This window comes from Serratia sp. JUb9 (assembly GCF_014298095.1).
Lineage (GTDB): Bacteria > Pseudomonadota > Gammaproteobacteria > Enterobacterales > Enterobacteriaceae > Serratia_B > Serratia_B rhizosphaerae.
The window spans coordinates 3,498,573-3,518,723 of the sequence record NZ_CP060416.1 but is presented as its reverse complement, the minus strand read 5'-3'; the positions used below and the strand labels follow the sequence as shown (position 1 = coordinate 3,518,723).

Sequence of the window (20,151 nt, the reverse complement as noted above, 5' to 3'; positions counted from 1 at the left end):
TGGAAATTTATTACCAGCACTGACTCTGGTGATAATAACCAGCGTCTAAATTTTATGACCGGGCACTATTGAGGTGATTTTATGTCTGCGACTGCCATGGAAAAGCAAAGCGCTTACGGAAAGCTGCGTCTGAAAGAAAAGATCGGTTACGGTATGGGTGACGCCGGATCCTGTATGATCTGGAGCGTACTGGCGCTGTATCTGACATGGTTTTATACCGATGTCTATGGGCTGGCTCCCGGCGTCGTAGGAACATTATTTCTGGTGATCCGTATTTTTGACGCCTTCAGCGATCCGATCATGGGGGCGATTTGCGATCGTACACAAAGTCGATGGGGTAAATTCCGTCCCTGGCTGTTGTGGATGGCGGTGCCATTTGGCCTGGGCGCCATACTGATGTTCACCACGCCCGACCTGAGCATGAACGGAAAAATCATCTATGCCTGGCTCACTTATCTGATTATGTCGTTGATTTATACCGCTATCAATATTCCCTATTGCTCGGTAGCGGGCGTGATTACACTGAACCAACAGGAGCGGCTGGGCTGTTTGTCATGGCGTTTCTTTCTGAATGGCCTGGCGACGCTTATTGTCTCTTCCTCCATTTTGCCGTTAACCGACTGGCTGGGTAACGGCAATCGCGCATCCGGCTTTCAGCTGACGATGATGATCATGGGTGGTGCCGCGACGCTGATGTTCCTGTTCTGTTTTTCCAGTATTAAAGAGCGCGTTGTTTCGATTAAGTCCAACGACTCGTTAATGAAAGACCTGAAAGATATCGCTAAAAACGACCAATGGCTGTTGATGATTTCAATTACCTTTCTGAATGTTTTTCCGGCGTTCATTCGTGGCGCTGTCACCATTTATTATGCGACCTACGTGATGCAGGCTTCCGTCGGCTTTATTACCTTTTTTATGGCGCTCGGCGTCGCCTGCAATATGCTGGGCAGTGTCATCGCCAAACCGCTGACCGACCGTTTTGATAAGGTTAAGCTGTTCCGAAATATTAATATTATTCTCGGTATTCTTTCCTTCGCGCTGTGGTTTGTCGACCCGAAATCCCTGGTGCCACTGCTCACGCTCTTTGTGATCATTAATATCCTGCATTTAATCCAGTCCGGCCCTATTCTGTGGGCGATGATGTCAGACGTTGACGACTACGGCGATTGGAAGTTCGGCAAGCGCCTGACCGGTATCTCTTTTGCCGGTAATCTGTTTATGCTGAAAATGGGATTGGCGGTAGCCGGGGCGATCGTTGCCTGGATATTGTCATATACCGGTTATATCGCCAATAAGCCGGAGCAAAATGCACAAACTATCCAGGGAATTATTATCATGTTCTCGCTACTGCCGATGGTGAGTTATTTTATCAGCGCATTTATGGTGCGCTACTTCAAGTTGAACAACATTTTTATCGAAAAGATAAAAGTCGATCTCGCCAAACGCGAACTGGAAAAGGGTGCGCTTCAACCGCAGGCGCTTAAAGATGTTCCCGTCCATTAAGGTCAGGCAACGCCGCGTATTGACGTATGGCTAAAAGAAACAAGATCTGAAAGTAAGCGGGTTATTCAAAATAAACATGGCCCTGGATCATTATGCGTATTGTCTGGGGCGCATGGCGGGATGAGAGTGCCTGCCATGCGGCGCATCGGGGAACCTTACCTCAATATCACTGGCCTTACGCGAAGAGATCGCATCGCGCACTGCATGTTTTTCGTATTACCGTCACAGGAGGATTTAACACATGTCGAGTAGCAACTATTACGATGTCACCGAGTGGAAGGAAGGGAATCCGTATCAGGATATTGGTGAGGTCATTAATAGCATTATCGCAGACATTAAAGCCAGGCAAACGGATGCCGACATTAATAACGGCGGAAAGCCCGGTGCAGTCATCTATATTCCACCGGGTGATTATCCTCTTCTTACCCAAGTGGTGATAGATATCAGCTATCTGAAAATTATGGGTTCCGGGCATGGTTTCACCTCTTCCAGTATCCGTTTTAATACGCCGGAGAGTGAATGGAAAAACTGGCACGAAGTGTGGCCGGGAGGCAGTCGCATACTCGTTGAGATGCAACCGGCAGCAGGCGGGGAGGCGTCTGCCGGGGCTGCCTTCTATATCGAACGCAGCGGAGACCCGCGGATAAGTTCTGTTGAGTTTGCTGATTTCTGTATTGATGGGTTGCATTTTGTGGACGATGGCTCAGGGAATGACGACCCTGAAAATACCTATCTCAATGGTAAAACAGGTATTTATATTGCCAGTGCGCAGGATTCATTCCGTATCAGCGGCATGGGGCTGGTGTATTTAGAGCATGGTGTCACTATTTATAACGCTGACGCGCTGGCGATACATAATAACTTCATTGCTGAATGTGGCCACTGCATTGAGCTGCGCGGCTCGGGGCAGGCATCGAAAATAACCGACAATCTCATCGGTGCCGGTTACAGGGGATATTCCATTTACGCACAAAATTTTGGCGGTTTGCTTATCACTGCCAATAATATTTTCCCGCGTGGAAAAAGCAGCATTCATTTTTCCGGCGTAGTGCGTTCCTCTGTCAGCAATAATCGGCTCCATTCATTTTATCCGGGCATGCTGGTCTTTGAAGACAACTGCGCAGAAAACCTGGTGTCGGCCAACCATTTCTTCCGTGAGCGCGAACCCTGGGCTCCGATGCAGGCTTACAACAACGGCTTGGATGATTTATACGGACTCCTTTATATCAGTGGCGACAATAATTCGATTATTGCCAATCATATATCGGAGACTATAGATACCCAGTATATTACCCCGTCAGGCGCTACCCCGGTGATAATCCGCGTGGTGTCCGGGCAGGGGAATCATATTTCAGATAATCATATCGTTGCCACCACCGAAACGTCACAAGCCCATGATGCGGCCGCAAGTGCTTGTTTCTCCACGCAGGTAAGCGCGTTGCTGGCGACTGACGGACTGGCAGCGCTTGATGTCATCACCGTGCGGATCGAAAAAGAGTCCCGGCAAAATACTGTCCTGGATTCAGGCGGTGATGCTCAGGTCGTGCTGGACAGGGCGGTGAATGCCTTCAGGGCCACTCCCGTTCCGGGCCAGGGCTGTTAATGGGGGTTGTCCGTACGGATACCGGAGCCTGAAAAGCAGCACAAACTTTCTCCAAAAGGCGGGCGGTGCGCCCGCTCTCAACGGCTTATAAAAATAGCAAAGTCCGAACACGCTTCCCGCTGCGGGACTTTATTGCCGCACCGTTCTTACGATTCGGCAAATTTCAGCAGCGCTTCACCATCAAGGCGATAGCGTACCCATTCGGACTGCGGCAGCGCGCCGATGCTCTGGTAAAAATCAATGGCGGGCTGGTTCCAGTCCAGCACGCTCCATTCAAGGCGGCCGCACTGCCGTTTCACCGCGCATTGCGCGATATGCTTCAGCAGCGCGCTGCCCGCACCTTGGCCGCGATAGTCAGGGGAAATATATAAGTCTTCCATATAAATACCGTTACGTCCGAGCCAGGTGGAATAGCTGGTGAAGAAAACGGCATACCCGACGATTTTACCTTCCATCTCACCGATCAATGCTTCGGTGTTACTGCCTACGCCAAAAAGGGTTTCCCGGATTTCATCCGGCGTGGTGACCACTTCTTCCGGGGCTTTTTCATACACCGCCAGCTCATAGATCATGGCGTAAATGGCGGCAGCATCTTCCGGGCGGGCCTGACGAATCGTGATACTCATGGGTTTCCTGTTCTCTCTGCGGGGGACATTGATGGCGCTAAGCATAAGGGGTATTGTCAGAAGAATTAAGTGCAATGAAATCACCCAATGATGAATATTATGCATCCGGCGCTGAGGCGTCTTGATTTAAACCTTCTGCCGGTTTTTGACGCGGTTTATCGTCACCATTCCGTGCGTCTGGCGGCGGATGAACTGGCGATGAGCACATCGGCGCTGAGCCATGCGCTGTCGCGGCTGCGTATCGCCCTCAACGATCCGTTATTTTACCGCGAAGGCCACCGTATGTGCCCCAGCGTATATGCCACGCAGCTCGCGCCTTCTATCGCTTCGGCACTGAAATTCCTCAATCAGGAGCTGACGCCGCCGCCGGAGTTTGCCGCCGCCGCCAGTACGGAGTGTTTACAAATTGCGATTACGGATTTTACCGCGTTGTGTATTTTCCCCGTCCTGATGCAGCAACTGCAGCACGAAGCGCCCGGCCTGCGCTTTGAGCTACTCTATTTGCCGCACAGCCCGGCGCTGACGGAATTGCTGGCGGGCGAAGTGGATCTGGCGCTTGGGTTCAGCACGCCGGATGATATCCGCCATCCGGAACTGGAAGAGATCGGCTGGTTTGAAGATGAGTATGTTGTCATCAGCAACACCCGCCGGACACGGCTGACGCTGGAGGATTATCTCGCCGCCCGGCATCTGGTGGTGACGCCCTGGAATGAGAAGCGGGGCGTGCTGGATTTACAGCTTGAGCAGATGGGCTATACGCGGCAGATAGCGATCAAAACGCCATCGATGCTCAGCGCGCCGTTTATCGTTGCGCAAAGCGATCTGCTGATGGCGATTCCCCGGTTTGCCGCAGAGACGCTGATGCCGGCAACGGATATCAGGATTTTTGCATTACCGTTTGCGATACGCCCGTTTGAAGTGAAGATTTATTCCCATAAACGGAGTGGTAAGCGCGGCGCGACGAACTGGCTGAAAGAGAAACTGCAGATGCTGGCGCAAGAGGTTAATGCAGGGCGGTGAATGCGGAAAGTCTGTGGGGCACCGGGCGTGAGTCGTTTGGTCGCGGAAGCGGCGTGTCTGGGCACCACGAACGGCGGCTTTAAAAGATAGAGCATCTCCGGTCACTTTACGCCTATATCCAGTCATGATAAGTTCGGATGATGAATACAAAACACGTTATCAGCGTTTTCAGTCATAACCTGTGGTGGCTGCCTTCTTAAAGGCGGCCTGAATGTGTATTCCCCATTTTCAAATAACCGCCGAAAGGGCGGTTATTTGCTTTGATAAGACCCCTTTTCGGCCTGAGGCTTAAGGAGTCTTATATGAATGACCAAACCATTATTCTTACCGGCGATCGCCCAACCGGCCCGCTGCATCTGGGCCACTTTGTCGGCTCGCTGCGCCAGCGTGTGGCCCTGCAACATGATTATCAACAGTATGTGTTGATCGCCGACCTCCAGGGGCTGACAGATAATGGCAGCAATCCGCAAAAAATTCGGGACAATATTCCCGAAGTGCTGGCCGATTATCTCGCTGCGGGTATCGATCCCTCGCTCACGACCATTTGTCTGCAATCTGCGCTACCCGCCCTTGCCGAACTGACCGCGCTTTATATGAACATCGTTACCGTGGCGCGCGTGGAGCGTAATCCAACGGTAAAAAATGAGATTGCACAGAAAGGTTTTGCCCGTTCATTACCGGTCGGCTTTCTGGTCTATCCCATCAGCCAGGCGGCGGATATTACCGCCTTCAAGGCCAGCAGGGTCCCCGTCGGCGATGATCAATTACCGATGATCGAACAGACCAACGAAATCGTGCATAAGATGAACAGCCTGTTTCCCGAACCGGTATTACGCCACTGCAAGGCCATGTTGAGCGACACCGGCCGCCTGCCGGGGATCGACGGCAACGCCAAAATGTCCAAATCGCTGGGCAATACTTTGCTTCTTTCCGCCAGCGAGGAGACCATCCATCGCGCGGTTAGCGCAATGTACACCGACGAAAAACACCTAAAGGTGACCGATCCGGGGCAGATAACCGGCAACATGGTATTCACCTATCTGGATGCGTTTCACACGGATAAAGCGAAAGTCGCAGAGATGAAAGCGCATTATCAACGGGGCGGACTGGGTGATCGGGCATGCAAAAATGAGCTGGAGACGTGTTTGCAGGAGCTGATTGCCCCTATGCGCGAGCGGCGTGCGACTTATATTCAGGACAAAGGCATGCTGATGGCACTGTTGAAACAGGGCAGCGAACGGGCGTATGAAGTCACGCAGCGCACCTTACAGGAAGTGAAGCGAGGGCTGGGCGTGCCGGTATTCTGAGTGTGAGTCGAGCCGTTTAGCCAGGCGCCTGAATAGTGGTGAGACGGCTCAATGCTGGCGATGTGAGGGAGCGTAAAGGCCCGCTTTTCGCAAAGTGGACGCTGCCTTAAAAGTCTTGCATAAGAGCGGAAACGATTTCTGCGGCCGGACGAACCGATTTGATGACGGAAATACCCGTGCCTGTGGAGACGACCCCTTGATCAAAATTGCCGAGCCGCATGGCCTGCCACAAAGAGTGGTATCCGTTCATTACCTTAAACATGGTTTCACGGTCGGTGCCCTGCGCTTCTAATTCTGCCAGCTTCGGGCTCAGAGTGGTGGGCAGGGTGCGGTAATACGCCGGCAGCGTACGGAAAAGCAGCAGATCTTCAGCACTCGACTCTACAATCAGGCGTTTGACTTTCTCATCTGCGGGGTTTTCCAGGGCCGTCAAAAACAGGCTGCCGGCAAATACCCCTTCCGCTCCCAATGCCATGGCGGCACGCACACCCCGCACATCAGCTATACCGCCGGCGGCAACGACCGGGATTTTTACGCTATCCGCGATCATTGGCACGATACTGAACGTCCCCGTCACGCGGGATGGCACGGTACCCCCTTCGTCAAAACCGGTTGCAATGATGATGTCGGCCCCTAATTTCTCTGCCTCTTGCGAATTGGCGATAGTGGGCGTCAGGGCACGGTAAAGCATTTTTATGCGGTGACTTTTAAAAAAATCATATATTTCAGCGTCCAGCACTTCATTGATCAGTACTACTTCCACGCCTTCTTCAACGAGCATTTCTGCGGTTGCTCGCCAGAAGCTCATATCAGGTCCGTTAATTAACGTTGCGGCAAAAGGGTTTTCCGTCAGTTCTTTTACTTTTCTGATCTCCTCCCGCATGCGATCCAGTGCAACATAACGCGAGCCGGGCAGGCTGTCTTGCCCGGCGTGTGGCCCCAGCGTGCCCAGCCCTCCGGCGTTTGAAACGGCAGCGACGAGTTCAGCATTGGTCAGAAAATACAAGGGGGCCTGTATGAGCGGATAGCGGATATGCAAGCGTTCAGTGATGCGGTTATTCATTGTTCAACCTTAGTAAAAATCAGACAGGTGAAATATTACCCTTTGCAAAATGGAATGGAATCACCAAAAATGAATACATGATTTCCAAATATGGAAAGGAAAGTGGACTTTAACGCAACGAAATTGTTCATCGCGGTGGTGAATGCAGGCAGTTTTTCTGCGGCCAGTGACAGAATGGGTGTGCCGATCTCAACCTTGAGCCGAAAAATCAATGAGCTTGAGCAGGCGTTAAACGTACAGCTCCTGGAACGGTCGAGGCATGGGGTTAAGCCAACCTATAAAGGACAACAGTTCTTTGAACAGGCGCGTCTGGGCGTCGAGCTGCTGGAGGATGCACAAAAATCGGTAACCTCAGCCCACAAATTACAGGGCAAATTACGTCTGTCTGTCCCCCCTAACTTCTCACTCTGGTGGGATTTACTGCTCGAATTTCAGCAGCGTTATCCTGATATAAAAGTATTTTGTCATTCAAGCGAAAGAGTCGTCGATTTGTTTGAGGATGGCGTCGATGTGGCGCTCAGGATGGGTAACTTAAATATCGATGATGTGATTGCCAAACCTGTCATGACGGTGGAGTCTTTGTTTGTGGCAAGTCCCAAACTATTAGCGCGTTACGGCACGCCAAAGACGCTGGCTGAAATGGCCCGGCTGCCCGTTGCCGGCTGGGAAAGTCTGAACCATGGTTTTTTTGAATGGGACTCTGGCTCAGAAAAGGTTAAATACGAGCCATTCTTTTCCACCAATAATGCACAGGCATTGATTCATTATGCCTTGAGTGGCATGGGCGTCTCACAACTGTTGGATTTTTCAGCCAGGCCCTGGCTGGAAAGCGGGGAGCTGGTGCAGCTTTTACCCGGGACGGTTAAACAAACCCTGCCGTTACACCTTATCTATGCCCGCCATAAACATCCTTCAGCACTTGTGCGGGCTTATCTGGATTTTTGTGCTGAGTGGGTGGGAAAGCTGAAGTAGCGTTGCAACAACGATGTCCGTTCGCTATGACCGCCGCTCCATTCGTTGCCTGAAGGTGCTGTGCCTTCAGGCAACGAATGGCGTGTGACAGACAAGATCGCCGGCGGATGGCCGAGGCAGCATGCCGGGCCCACGCGCTATGAGCAATCCGGCTCGGTGTGTATTTAATGGGAACGCTTGGCGTCGGCGGCGTCGATAATTTTTTTCCCTGCCTCGACATAACGCATATCCCCGATATCTTTAACCTGATACTTCCCATCGCGGTATTCTATTTTGACGGCGGCCGCATTCCCCATCCCTTTATTTTTCAGCGGATCGTTCGTCATATCTGAAATCATAATACCGATAGACATCCCGGAGGATACCGCCAATACATTTTTATCATGGTGCTGAAGCGCATCTTTGACCATCATGCCCAGAGCCGATTGCATACGGTCTCTGACCTGGCCTGCGGTTTCAGCATCATGCTTCTCATCAGCCTTACTGATAGCATCCGCCAGTTCTGTCAGGGACATTTTCCCTTGCTGACGCAGTTCAGTCATTGCACTATCGCTTTTTAAGCCCAGCGCTTTACCTGCCGCCGTATTCATTTCATTATTGGGTAAGCCTTCGAAGCCGCCAAAAAATACTTCGCGTAATGCTTTAAGTTCTTTAGGAGCCGCCTGGCTATTTTGGCTTTGCATGATCAACGATAATGTTTCCCGCTGCCTTCCAAGATCGCCGGAATAGTATTTTTTGAAACCGATGTCTTTGCTGCCGGCGCCGAATTGACGGGCCACTTTTTCGCCTGCTTGCGTCAACGGTGTATCTGACCATCCCTGAACGCGGTCATACAGGTTAAATATTGTTTGGCCGTGACGGACGAAATAGATATCCACATTGCCTTTGCCATAATCCTGCAATTTTGCCATGGCCGAACCCGATAGCAACATTAACGTTGCCAGAACAGATGCTGTTTTTTTCATTTTTATATCCAGGATGTTTGTCATAAAAATGTAATATAAAATAATGAATTACAGAGGGCTGCAACTGAGATCACAAAAATGAATGTGTCGGTGTAAATCTATAATTACCCCCCGTTGTCACGTGGGGAACTGGTGTGTAATAAGTATGACGTGGTGCTCTTTCTAGCGCTATGTTTCAGCGATGAGCGTGCCATTTAGTTTTAAGGCACCCCCTAATATTCAGTTTATTTAAATAATTTTTCCAAGTGATTATTTTGGGTGAGATACAACGGTATGCGTTAATTTTACGTAAGGCCGGTTTTAAAGCGGTTCTGTCAGCATCTAATGGGTAACGTTCAGCGCAATTGCGCATACCCGTTCTGGCCAGTAAGTTATTAAGACGCTTTTACTGGCCAGCGGTGTGACTCGATTAATGCAGCTCTGCCGTTTGCCCGGTTTTGTCCGTCAGGCCGGATAATACGGCCAAGATCAGCGCAACGACGGAAAGTCCAGCGCCCGCCCAGTTAGGCGACTGCAGGCCGAAACCCGCGCCAATAACGGCGCCGCCCAGCCAGGCGCCAATGGCGTTACCAAGGTTGAAAAGGCCAATGTTAACGGCGGCGGCCAGCGTGGGCGCACCCGCTGCCCGCGCTTTATCCATCACCAGCTTCTGGATCGGAGAAACGGTTGCAAAGCCGAACGCGGCCATCAGGAAAATACAGACGGCCGACATGGCCTGGCTGTGGGTGGTAAAGTTAAAAATCAGTAGCACTATGGCCTGGGCCGCCAGCGTGATATACAGCATCGGCATCAGAGCACGGTCTGCATATCTGCCCCCCAGTTGGTTGCCGACAAACAGCCCCAGTCCGAACAGCAGCATCAGCCAGGCAAGGCTGCTTTCGCTGTAGCCGGCCTGTTCCGTCATCATGGGGGCGATATAGGTTATGGAGGTAAAGAACGCGCCCGGCCCGAAGACGGTAATGCCCATGGCAAGCAGCACATTGACGTTTCTGAAGGCATTAAACTCATGGGCGAAGTTATGGTTCTGCGGACGGGGCTGGTGCGGGATCAGCATACCAATGCTGATAACGGTAACGATGCCAATGACCGCAATCGCCATAAAGGCGTCACGCCAGGAAAGGTGCTGCCCAATCCAGGTGCCGGCGGGCACGCCGATCAGGTTGGCTACGGTCAGGCCCATAAACATGAATGCGATTGCCCGCACGCGCTTCGAGGGCGTAACCATATCTGCCGCAATGATCGAGCCGATACCAAAGAATGCACCGTGGGTCATAGAGGTAATCACTCTGCCCAAAATGGCGATGCCCAGCGTGGGCGCAAATGCCGTAACAAGGTTACCGGCGACAAATAACGCCATCAGGAAGACCAGCATGGCTTTACGCGGTACTTTGGAGCCCAGAATAATCAGGGCCGGCGCCCCGACAAACACCCCCAGCGCGTAGGACGTAGCCAGGTTGCCGGCAACGGGAATGCTGACGTTAAAATCGGTGGCGATCACGGGGAGAAGGCCGGCAATAATGAATTCAGTGGTACCAATACCGAATGCACCTATCGCCAGAGCCCAGAGAGCAAATGGCATAACACATATCCTGTCAGTAAAATATTTACGTTAAGCTGCCCGTCGTCATTGGGCCGGCCTCCGGCAAAAACCGGGTGGGCGCCGCAGTGGCAGCAGGGCAGTCAGAATATAAGTTTGCCGAAAGTTGATAAACAGCTCTGAAATCGCCTGAGCGTTGACAAAAATTCTACTTCAGGTCGCCAAAATACCCCTCAGAAGATTTTGTAAGCAGTTCATCAACGATGATCCGCACCTTGGGAATAAGATGCCGGGTTCGGGGCCAGATGACGTTAAGCTCAACCGGGTCGGGCATATGATCCGCCATTACCGTCACGAGATGGCCCGCGTCGAGATGACTCTTCACCATCGACTCCGGAAACTGCGCAATACCCGCTCCCGCCAGGCAGGCCTGGAGCATGGCGTCTCCGTCACTGATCTGGTGCGCCGCAGCAGAGATAAATTTCACTTCTCGTTCTCCCGCCGGGCGCAGCCGCCAGGCAAGGGGGGCTCCCCGCCGGTAGCCCATAATACAGCTGTGCGCTTTTAGCGCCTCCGTGTCCCCGGGCACACCGTACTGCTCAAGATAAGCGGAAGAGGCGCACAGTATGAGGCGCTGCCGGCCCAGGCGCCGGGCGATCAACGCATCGGTACTCTGAAGTTCTCCCAGGCGCAGCACGAGGTCAACGCCTTCCTCCACCGGGTCGATCAGACGATCGTTAAAAGTCAGGGCGAGTCGCAGAGCCGGATAACGGCTAATCAGCTCAAGCAGTACCGGCATCATCAGGTTCCGGCCAAATGACGCCGGCATATCTATCCGGACGGTACCTGCGGGGTTGTCCTGACGCTTGCTGAGCGTGTTTTCCGCAGAGTCCAGGATTTCCAGCGCCGAAAGGCAGCTTGTGAGATAGGCTTCCCCGTCACTGGTCAAACTCAGTTTACGCGTGGAGCGGTGAAACAGTCGCGTTCCCAGCCGCGCCTCAAGCCTGGCCACGCTTTTACCGACCGCGGACTTTGTAATGCCCAGCTGCTCTGCGGCTTCAGTAAAACTGCTCGATTTTGCCGTAATGACAAAATGTGTAATGCCCCGCAGGGATTCTGCTGTAAATCCGGTAGACATAATGTTGACTCAGGAGTGGTTAATAACGCATTTATCGATGTGTAATTCTATACCAGGCCTGAGTCAGTGCGTAAACAACGCGCCGGCCACTGCCGGAGTGTTGGGATGAGGTTGAGCGCGACGGCAGATAGCGTATGCTAATTATTATCGCATTGAAGGAAAGCCTTATGGATTACAGCAAAATTATCAAAGAAATAGGGCGCGGCAAACTGCACGCGCGCAGTCTGGATCGGGAAACGGCGCGCCAGCTGTACCAGGCGATGCTGGCCGGCGAGGTGCCGGAACTGGAGCTGGGCGGCGTGCTGATCGCTTTGCGCATCAAGGGCGAGGCGGAAGAGGAGATGCTTGGCTTTTACCAGGCGATGCAGCAGCAGGTGACGCAGCTGCAGCCGCCGGCGGGGCGGCCGATGCCGGTGGTGCTGCCGAGCTACAACGGCGCGCGCAAGCAGGCCAACCTGACGCCGCTGCTGGCGCTGTTGTTGGCGCGGGTCGGGCTGCCGGTGGTGGTGCACGGCGTGGTGGACGATGCCACGCGCGTTACCAGCGGGGAAATCTTTCAGGCGCTGGGGATCAAGGCCGCCGCGGACGCTGCAACGGCGCAGCAGCAGCTTGATGGCGGCGAGGCGGTATTTATGCCGGTGACCGCGCTGTCGCCGGCGTTGGAGCGTCAGCTCGGTTTACGCTGGCGCATGGGGGTGCGCAACAGCGCCCATACGCTGGCCAAGCTGGCGACGCCGTTCGGCGAGCATGACGTGCTGCGCCTTGCCAGCGTCTCTCACCCGGAATACGTGGATCGCGTTGGCTCGTTTTTCCGTCAGATCGGCGCGCGCGGCCTGCTGATGCACGGCACCGAAGGCGAGGCCTACGCCAACCCGCAGCGCTGCCCGCAGATTCATTTTATCGCCGACGGTGAACAGCGCGTGCTGCTGGAGCGTCCGGCGCTGAATGAAACGCCGGCCTTACCGGCGGCGAAAGACGCCGAGACCACCGCGCGCTGGATTGAGCGCTGCCTGGCCGGCGAGGTGGCGATCCCGCAGGCGCTGGCGCTGCAGGTCGCCTGCTGTCTGGTGGCGACCGGGCAGGCGACGACGATGGAACAGGGGCTGGCGCGGCTGGCGTAACGCCATTTTGCTTTTCACCTCAGGGGCGGGCGTGTCCCGCTTCGCCACAGGAAAGGACGGTTATGCAACAGGCTCTCGATTACTTTAATCAGTTAAATCAGGACTATCTTCAGGTGCACCAGACCAAGGAGGAGTTGTTCTGGCAGCAGTATATGGGCACCGGCGCCGATGACGTGTCGGCGCGCTTTACCGCGGCGGAAAGCGCCTATAAGCGCTTTATCGGCGAGCCGCGCCGCCTGGCGGAAATCCGTCAGCTGCTGGCGCAGTTGGAAGAGGAAACGCCAAGCGAGGCGCTGCGCGCGCTGCAGCACGGCCTGAACGGCTGGCTGCGTTTCTTTGACTGCAACGCGGTGGAAGATCCCGAGGCGCAGAATTTATTGGATCAGATCATCGCCGCCGAGGCCGATCTGTTCGATCGTCGCAAAGCCTATCCGGTCACGCACCTGAACGCGCAGGGCGAGCGGGTGGCGGCGTCGCTGGGCGAGCTGCTGACCAATCAGGCGACCAACGAAAATGAGGCGTACCGACGCAGTTCACAGGACGCGCTGCGCGATCTGGAACAGTGGCTGCTGCACAACGGCCTGCCGGAACTGATCGGCCTGCGCAACCGCTTTGCGCGCCAGATGGGCTACCGCAACTACTTCGATTACAAGGTGAATAAAACCGAGCGCATGACGCCGGAACAGCTGTTCGCCATTCTCGACCGCTTTGAGCAGCAGACCCGCGAGGCTAACGCGCACAGCCTGCGGCAGCTGGCGCAGCAACAGGGCGAACAGGCGCTGCAGCCGTGGAACATCCGTTTTGCCAGCGCCGGCGACGTTACGCGGCAGCTCGATCCCTACTTCCCGTTCTCGCAGTCGCTGGAGCGCTGGGTGAACAGCTTCAAGCGGCTGCATATCAGTTTCCGCGGCGCAGCGCTGAATCTGGATCTGCTGGTGCGGCCGGGCAAATACGAAAACGGCTTTATGCACGGCCCGGTGCCGCCGTTCGTGCAGCAGGGGCAGTGGCTGCCGGCGCAGATTAACTTCACCAGCCTGGCTCAGCCGGGGCAGGTGGGCAGCGGCGCCTACGGCCTGAATACCCTGTTCCACGAGGGCGGTCATGCGGCGCATTTTGCCAATATCGCGCAGAACGCGCCGTGCTTCTCGCAGGAGTTTCCGCCCACGTCGATGGCCTATGCGGAAACCCAGTCGATGTTCTGCGACAGCCTGCTGGACGACGCCGACTGGCTGAAGCGCTATGCGAAAAACGCCGCCGGCGAGGCGGTGCCGGATGCGCTGATCAAGGCCGGCATCGACGCGCGCCAGCCGATGCGCGCCTTTAACGAACGCCATATTCTGCTGGTGCCTTACTTTGAGTGGGCGCTGTATCAGTGGGATGATGCGCAGCGTACGCCGCAGGCGATAGCACAGCTGGCGCGTGACGTTGAGCAGCGGATCCTCGGCGTCAGCGGCAGTCCGCGCCCGACGCTGGCAATTCCGCATCTGTTGTCGCTGGAGTCGGCCTGTTCGTATCAGGGTTACCTGCTGGCGCTGATGGCGGTAGAGCAGACGCGCCACTTCTTCCTGCAGCGTGACGGCTACCTGACCGATAACCCGGCCATCGGCCCCGATCTGGCGCATCACTACTGGCTGCCGGGCAACAGCGTCAGCCACGACGACACCCTGCGCAGCCTGACCGGCGAAGGCTTTAACCCGGACTACCTGGCGACAGCCTGCAACCAGACGGTGGAGCAGGCCTGGCAGGCGGCGCAGCAGACGATGGCCGCGGCGGCGGCGCGTCCGCAGCCGGCGGCGGATTTCAATCTGCAGGCGCATATCCGCGTGGTGGATGGCGATCGCGTGCTGGCGGATAACGCCGACGGCGACGCGCAGATGTGCCGCGACTTTGCCGCAGCGATAGAGGAACGCTCGTAAGCGGCGTGCGGGCGCGTTACTTCAGCGCGTCCGGGCGCACCAGATCGAAACGGTGGCTTTCCTCGATGGCGTAGTACGCCGTCGGGCCGCCGGCGCGCAGGATCGGCTGTGCGGCGGCGGTCTGGTAGACGCCGTGCTCATCCAGCAGCGCGCGCTCGATATGCACTGCCACCACTTCCCCCAGCACCAGCCAGGTATCGACCTTGTCGCCGGCTGCGCTCTGCAGCTGGATGCACTGGCTCAGCCGGCACTCAAAGTGCACCGGACTTTCCGCCACCCGGTCGACCTTGACCTTGCGGCCGGCCAGCGGCGTCAGGCCGGCGAAGGCGAATTCATCCTCATGGCGCGGCAGCGACGCCGAGCTGTTGTTCATCGCCTCGGCCAGCGGGCGGGTCGCCAGATTCCAGACGAATTCGCCGGTTTCCACGATATTGGCCACGCTGTCTTTCCAACCGGAGCTGGCGAAGCCGATGATCGGCGGCCGGTAGTTGAAGCAGTTAAAGAAGCTGTAGGGCGCCAGATTACGCTGTCCGTCGGCGCTGACGGAAGAGATCCAGCCGATCGGGCGCGGCCCGACAATGGCGTTCAGCGGATCGTGCGGCAGACCGTGGCCGGCGGCGGGTTCATAGTAATAACGTGATTCACTGCTCATACTGTCTGTGCCCTCCCGGGCTGAATGGCGGCATCCTGACGGATAAAAACCCCTTTATTCTGGCGTGTTTCCCGCAGGCTGCAAGTTTACCCGGCGAATATGCTATCTTATGCCGCAGTTCCCGCCAGTAAGAGTACGTCAGGTGCAAAAAAAGAAAACCTTCCCGCAGCAGAAAAACGGCCTGCATCCCCGCAACCGCCACCGTTCCCGTTATGATTTTCCGCAGCTTATCGCCAGTTGTCCGGCCTTGGCGCCGTTTGTCACGCCGAATCAGTGGGGCGATGAGTCGGTAGACTTTGCCGACCCGGCGGCGGTGAAAATGCTGAACCGCGCCCTGCTACAGCATTTTTACGGCATCGAGCACTGGGATATTCCGGCCGGCTATTTGTGCCCGCCGATCCCCGGCCGCGCCGACTACCTGCATCATCTGGCGGATTTACTGGCGGCCGGTAACGGCGGCGCGATCCCGCGCGGTAAGGGCGTGGCGATCCTCGATGTCGGCGTGGGCGCCAACTGCATTTACCCCATCGTCGGCGTGCGCGAATACGGCTGGCGTTTTACCGGCTCCGAGGTCGAGAGCGGGGCGCTGCAGTCGGCCAAAATGATTGTCGCGATGAACCCGCAGTTGAAAAACAGCGTGCGTCTGCGGCAGCAAAAACAGCCGGAGCGGATTTTTGACGGCATCATCGGCGCTGCCGAGCGCTTCGATGCTACGCTGTGCAACCCGCCGTTCCACGCTTCCGCCGAGGAAGCGCGCGCCAGTACCCGACGCAAGCTGCATAAGCTGGGCAAAGGCGAGGTGGCGGCGAAGCCGGTGCAGAATTTCGGCGGCAAGAACAATGAGCTGTGGTGCGCGGGGGGCGAAGAAGCCTTCGTGTGTGCGATGGTGGCGGAGAGCGTCGGTAAAGCGCAAAACTGCCTGTGGTTCACCTCGCTGATTTCCAAAAGCAGCACGCTGCCGGCGGTCTATCAGGCGCTGCGGCAGGCGGGGGCGGTGGAAGTGCGCACCGTTGAGATGGCGCAGGGGCAAAAAATCAGCCGCTTTGTCGCCTGGACGTTCCACACGGCGGAGCAGCAGGCCGCCTGGGCCGCCGAACGCTGGCGCTGATCCTGTCCCGTTTACGCGCCGGCATCCTCGCCGGCGCAAATAGTGTCCTGACTGTTCTTTCCTTTTCGCCGGCTTGGGTGATGCTCAGCCGGCCTGCCACTCGGCGACCAGCGTTTGCACCAGCTGCGCCGCGGGCATTTCCCGCGCCAGCGTTGCGCCCTGGCCGGCCCACTGGGCGCCGAACCCCGGCTCGCCCCGGGCGGCGGCAGCGGCGGCAAGCGCTTTGCCCAGCGCATAGGTCAGCGGGTAGGGCGGAATGCTGTCCTGCGCGACGTCGCGGGTAAACCGGCAGAATGCGTTATTGATGCATCTGGCCGGCCGGCCGGAGATGGCGGAGACCATCACCGTATCGGCGGCCTGCGGGCTTTGCAAACTGCGGCGGTAAGCCTGATTGGCGGCGGACTCCGGGCACAGAATAAACGCGGTGCCCATCTGGACGCCGGCCGCGCCCAGCTTCAGCATCGCGGCCATCCCCGCGCCGTCCATAATGCCGCCGGCCGCAATCACCGGCACGTCGGTGACCCGCCGTATCGCCTGCACCAGGGTAAAGGTGGTTAGCCGGCGGTCGTCATCCTGCAGATTAAACTGGCCGCGGTGCCCGCCGGCCTCAATCCCCTGCGCCACAATAAAGTCAATCTGGCTGGCCGCAATCCGGCTGGCTTCTTCCGGCGTGGTGGCGCTGGCGAAGGTGACGATACCGTGCGCTTTTAACCGGGCGATAAACGCGGTGGACGGGATGCCGAAGTGGAAGCTGACCGCCGCCGGGCGCAGGGTTAACAGCACTTCCAGCATGCGCGCGTTATCCTGGAACGTTTGGTAGATCTCGCTTAATTCAGCGGGCGGCTCGGCACCGTACTGGCGGAACAGCGGCGCGAAGCGTTGGATCCACGCCTGCTCCAGCGCCGCATCGCGCTGCACCGGCGGGTGGCAGAATACATTGACGTTTATCGGCCCGGCCGTCAGCGCCTGCGTTTTGCCGATCATCACTTCCGCCTGCTCCGGCGTGGAGGCGCCGACGCTGATGGAGCCTAACGCGCCGGCGTTGCTGACTGCCGCCGCCAGCTCAGGGGTGGAGACGCCCGCCATCGGCGCCTGAACCAACGGGTACTGCAGATTAAGCCGGGTACACAAAATGGTTTTCATCGTTACACCTGCTTGAGTTCACGGTAAGGTAGATAAAATCTCGTGTAGAGACTTAAAAATCAATATCGTTTTCAAAATGAGAATGAAAGATGAACCATACTTCACTGGAAATCTTCAAAGTGGTGGCGGAAGAGCTGAGCATTAACCGTGCCGCCCGACGGGTGGGGCGGGTTCAGTCCAACGTCACAACGCGCATCCAGCAGCTGGAAGAAGAGCTGGAGGTTCAGCTGTTTATCCGTGAGAACCGGGCGCTGCGGCTGTCGCCGCAGGGCAAGAAATTCCTGGCGTATACCAAAAGAATGCTCAGCCTGGCGGAGGAAGCGCGCCAGTCTCTGCATCCCCACAGCCCGAGCGGCCAGCTGGCGTTTGGCGCGATGGAGTGCACCGCCGCCAGCCGGCTGACGCAGCCGCTGGCGACGTTCAGCCAGGCCTGCCCGGCGGTGCGGCTGAGCTTTACCACGCTGCCGACGCGCCAGCTGACGGAAAAGGTGCAAGAGTGGGAACTGGACTGCGCGCTGGTGGCGCTGCCGGCTGATGAAGAAGGGGAGGTGATGTGCCCTGACGGACTTGCCTGCCAGCCGATGTTTGTCGAGCGGCTGATGCTGCTGCAGGCGGCGGAAGGCTGCGACGCCGGGAATGGGCGCACCGCCCGGAAGCTGGCCGCCTTTGTTGACGGCTGCACCTACCGGGAAATTGCTCTGCGCCTGCTGGCCGGCGGCACGGGCGATCGACCGCCTGAGGTGCAGGCAGTCGGTTCTTACCATGCGATGCTGGCCTGCGTCGCGTCGGGCAGCTACTGCTGTGTGCTGCCGCAAAGCGTGCTTGAGCTGCTGTCGCTGCCGGCGGGGCTGAGCGTGACGCCTGCCGGAACGGCCGTTACCCAGTTTATCTGGCGGTCGGAGGGCCGTTCGCCGGCGGTGGAAAGTCTGCGCCGCACGCTGCTGGCGACGTCCAATATGGCGGAGATGTCACGGTGATGAGGGGGCCGGCCGTATGCCGGCCCCGTACCGGCGTCAGGAAACGTGCTGCAGGAACTCCTGCAGGCGCTGGCTTGGCGGGTGATTGATCAACTGATGCGGATCGCCGTCCTGCGCGATGCGCCCTTTGTCGATAAAGATCAGCCGCGAGGCCACCTTCTCGGCAAAGCCGACTTCGTGGGTGACGATCACCATGGTCATGCCCTCCTCGGCCAGATCCTGCATCACCTTCAGCACCTCGTGGCGCAGTTCGGGATCGAGCGCCGAGGTGGGTTCGTCGAACAGCATCATTTTCGGTTTCACCGCCAGCGCGCGGGCGATGGCCACACGCTGCTGCTGGCCGCCGGACAGTTCGGACGGATAGTGATGCGCGCGCTCCGCCAGCCCGACCTTTGCCAGCAGCTCACGCGCCAGTTTATCGGCGTCGGTTTTACTCAGGCCGCGTACGCGGATCGGGCCGAAGGCGACGTTTTCCAGCGCCGTCAGGTGCGGGAACAGGTAGAACTGCTGGAACACCATCCCGGCTTCCTGACGGATCAGCCGTTCGTCGACGTGCGGATCGTTGGCCTTTAAGCCGTCGACGATCAGATCGCCGGCGGTGATCTCTTCCAGTTTATTGATGCAGCGCAGCAGGGTGGATTTGCCGGAGCCGGACGGACCGATAATCACCACCACTTCCCCCTGATCGATCTTCAGGTCGATATCGTGCAGCACCTGGGTTTGCCCGAAGTGCTTGGAGACGTTTTTAAATTCAATCACAGGATTTTCATCCTTCTTTCCAGACGACGCAGCACAAAGCTCAGCACCAGCGTGATGATCAGATAAATGACGGCGACGGCGCTCCAGATTTCCAGCGCGCGGAAGTTGCCGGCGATGATTTCCTGCCCCTGACGGGTCAGTTCGGCGACGCCGATGACGATAAACAGCGAGGTGTCCTTAATGCTGATAATCCACTGGTTGCCCAGCGGCGGCAGCATGCGGCGCAGCGCCAGCGGCATGATCACATGGCGGATGGTTTCGCGTCGCGACAGGCCGAGCGCCAGCCCGGCTTCGCGGAAGCCGTTATGAATTGACAGCACCGCGCCGCGGGTGATTTCGGCAATATAGGCGCCGGAGTTGATCATAATGGTCACCACCGCGGCGGTGAACGGGTCGATGCGCAGGTCGGTAAACGCCATGGGCAGGGCGAAGTAAATAAACATCACCTGCACCACGATCGGCGTGCCGCGGATCACTTCGATAAAGACCAGGGCGATATGGTTGGCGATCCAACCGCCGTAGGTGCGGGCGAAACCGGCGATGAGGCCGATAATCAGGCCGCCAATCAGACCGAGGACCGAAATCCACAGGGTCATCTTGGCGCCTTCTAACAGAATGGGTAGGGCGGGCCAGATGGCGCTCCAGTCGAACTGCATGGTGTTTACTCCCGGTGTTCCCCAATGGGGGATCAGAGACAACAGCACACGGCGGGCCGGGTGACGACGCCGCCGTGTGCGATGA

18 protein-coding genes are annotated in these 20,151 nt (G+C 56.9%); 9 read left to right on the top strand and 9 right to left on the bottom strand.

Annotated elements, in window-relative coordinates:
* The first annotated feature begins 81 nt into the window (after positions 1 to 81).
* Positions 82 to 1,503, top strand: coding sequence for a glycoside-pentoside-hexuronide (GPH):cation symporter (locus HF675_RS16525; protein ID WP_105230326.1), 1,422 nt, complete (start codon positions 82 to 84; stop codon positions 1,501 to 1,503).
* A gap of 241 nt (positions 1,504 to 1,744) precedes the next feature.
* Positions 1,745 to 3,106 (top strand): NosD domain-containing protein, encoded by a 1,362-nt coding sequence (locus HF675_RS16520; RefSeq protein ID WP_187043442.1) that lies wholly within the window; start codon positions 1,745 to 1,747, stop codon positions 3,104 to 3,106.
* Between the two features lie 146 nt (positions 3,107 to 3,252).
* On the opposite strand, the gene HF675_RS16515 is transcribed toward HF675_RS16520, so the two are convergent.
* On the bottom strand, positions 3,253 to 3,732 hold the full coding sequence (locus HF675_RS16515; protein ID WP_187043441.1) for a GNAT family N-acetyltransferase: 480 nt from the start codon (positions 3,730 to 3,732) through the stop codon (positions 3,253 to 3,255).
* Positions 3,733 to 3,819: 87 nt separating this feature from the next.
* Here HF675_RS16515 and HF675_RS16510 point away from each other — a divergent pair, with 87 nt between their 5' ends.
* Both HF675_RS16510 and trpS read left to right on the top strand, forming a co-directional pair.
* The gene (locus HF675_RS16510) at positions 3,820 to 4,752 is read left to right on the top strand and encodes a LysR family transcriptional regulator (protein ID WP_187043440.1); all 933 of its coding nucleotides are present in this window, start codon (positions 3,820 to 3,822) and stop codon (positions 4,750 to 4,752) included.
* 302 nt (positions 4,753 to 5,054) lie between these two features.
* Positions 5,055 to 6,059, top strand: coding sequence for a tryptophan--tRNA ligase (gene trpS, locus HF675_RS16505; RefSeq protein ID WP_187043439.1), 1,005 nt, complete (start codon positions 5,055 to 5,057; stop codon positions 6,057 to 6,059).
* Between the two features lie 106 nt (positions 6,060 to 6,165).
* Here trpS and HF675_RS16500 read toward each other — a convergent pair whose 3' ends face one another.
* Positions 6,166 to 7,122, bottom strand: a complete 957-nt coding sequence (locus HF675_RS16500) for a nitronate monooxygenase family protein (RefSeq protein WP_187043438.1) — start codon at positions 7,120 to 7,122, stop codon at positions 6,166 to 6,168.
* Between the two features lie 90 nt (positions 7,123 to 7,212).
* Between HF675_RS16500 and HF675_RS16495 the strand changes: the two genes are divergently transcribed.
* A complete protein-coding gene (locus HF675_RS16495; RefSeq protein ID WP_255427297.1) occupies positions 7,213 to 8,094 on the top strand; it encodes a LysR family transcriptional regulator in 882 nt (293 codons plus the stop codon).
* A 164-nt stretch (positions 8,095 to 8,258) separates the two neighbouring features.
* On the opposite strand, the gene HF675_RS16490 is transcribed toward HF675_RS16495, so the two are convergent.
* The 3 genes from HF675_RS16490 to HF675_RS16480 all read right to left on the bottom strand — a co-directional run bounded on the left by HF675_RS16490 (position 8,259) and on the right by HF675_RS16480 (position 11,734).
* Positions 8,259 to 9,059: a histidine phosphatase family protein gene (locus tag HF675_RS16490; RefSeq protein ID WP_238404521.1), complete on the bottom strand. Its 801-nt coding sequence runs from the start codon at positions 9,057 to 9,059 to the stop codon at positions 8,259 to 8,261.
* A gap of 409 nt (positions 9,060 to 9,468) precedes the next feature.
* A complete protein-coding gene (locus tag HF675_RS16485; protein ID WP_105230334.1) occupies positions 9,469 to 10,638 on the bottom strand; it encodes an MFS transporter in 1,170 nt (389 codons plus the stop codon).
* Between the two features lie 166 nt (positions 10,639 to 10,804).
* A complete protein-coding gene (locus HF675_RS16480) occupies positions 10,805 to 11,734 on the bottom strand; it encodes a LysR family transcriptional regulator (RefSeq protein WP_187043437.1) in 930 nt (309 codons plus the stop codon).
* Positions 11,735 to 11,901: 167 nt separating this feature from the next.
* Between HF675_RS16480 and ybiB the strand changes: the two genes are divergently transcribed.
* Together ybiB and HF675_RS16470 are read left to right on the top strand one after the other, a co-directional pair.
* A complete protein-coding gene (ybiB, locus tag HF675_RS16475; protein ID WP_111737481.1) occupies positions 11,902 to 12,855 on the top strand; it encodes a DNA-binding protein YbiB in 954 nt (317 codons plus the stop codon).
* Between the two features lie 62 nt (positions 12,856 to 12,917).
* Complete coding sequence (locus HF675_RS16470) at positions 12,918 to 14,771, top strand: M3 family metallopeptidase (RefSeq protein WP_111737480.1); 1,854 nt, start codon at positions 12,918 to 12,920, stop codon at positions 14,769 to 14,771.
* Positions 14,772 to 14,787: 16 nt separating this feature from the next.
* Here the strand turns inward: HF675_RS16470 and HF675_RS16465 are convergent, their stop codons facing one another.
* Positions 14,788 to 15,423, bottom strand: coding sequence for a flavin reductase family protein (locus HF675_RS16465; protein WP_105230338.1), 636 nt, complete (start codon positions 15,421 to 15,423; stop codon positions 14,788 to 14,790).
* Between the two features lie 142 nt (positions 15,424 to 15,565).
* Here HF675_RS16465 and rlmF point away from each other — a divergent pair, with 142 nt between their 5' ends.
* Positions 15,566 to 16,531 (top strand): 23S rRNA (adenine(1618)-N(6))-methyltransferase RlmF, encoded by a 966-nt coding sequence (gene rlmF, locus HF675_RS16460; protein WP_187043436.1) that lies wholly within the window; start codon positions 15,566 to 15,568, stop codon positions 16,529 to 16,531.
* A gap of 84 nt (positions 16,532 to 16,615) precedes the next feature.
* On the opposite strand, the gene HF675_RS16455 is transcribed toward rlmF, so the two are convergent.
* Positions 16,616 to 17,674, bottom strand: coding sequence for a nitronate monooxygenase family protein (locus tag HF675_RS16455; protein WP_187043435.1), 1,059 nt, complete (start codon positions 17,672 to 17,674; stop codon positions 16,616 to 16,618).
* An 89-nt stretch (positions 17,675 to 17,763) separates the two neighbouring features.
* Here HF675_RS16455 and HF675_RS16450 point away from each other — a divergent pair, with 89 nt between their 5' ends.
* The gene (locus HF675_RS16450) at positions 17,764 to 18,651 is read left to right on the top strand and encodes a LysR family transcriptional regulator (protein WP_187043434.1); all 888 of its coding nucleotides are present in this window, start codon (positions 17,764 to 17,766) and stop codon (positions 18,649 to 18,651) included.
* 36 nt (positions 18,652 to 18,687) lie between these two features.
* On the opposite strand, the gene glnQ is transcribed toward HF675_RS16450, so the two are convergent.
* Positions 18,688 to 19,410, bottom strand: coding sequence for a glutamine ABC transporter ATP-binding protein GlnQ (gene glnQ / locus HF675_RS16445; RefSeq protein WP_105230342.1), 723 nt, complete (start codon positions 19,408 to 19,410; stop codon positions 18,688 to 18,690).
* A complete protein-coding gene (glnP, locus tag HF675_RS16440) occupies positions 19,407 to 20,066 on the bottom strand; it encodes a glutamine ABC transporter permease GlnP (protein WP_105230343.1) in 660 nt (219 codons plus the stop codon). The genes glnQ and glnP overlap by 4 nt, the downstream gene beginning before the upstream one ends.
* Between the last annotated feature and the right edge of the window lie 85 nt (positions 20,067 to 20,151).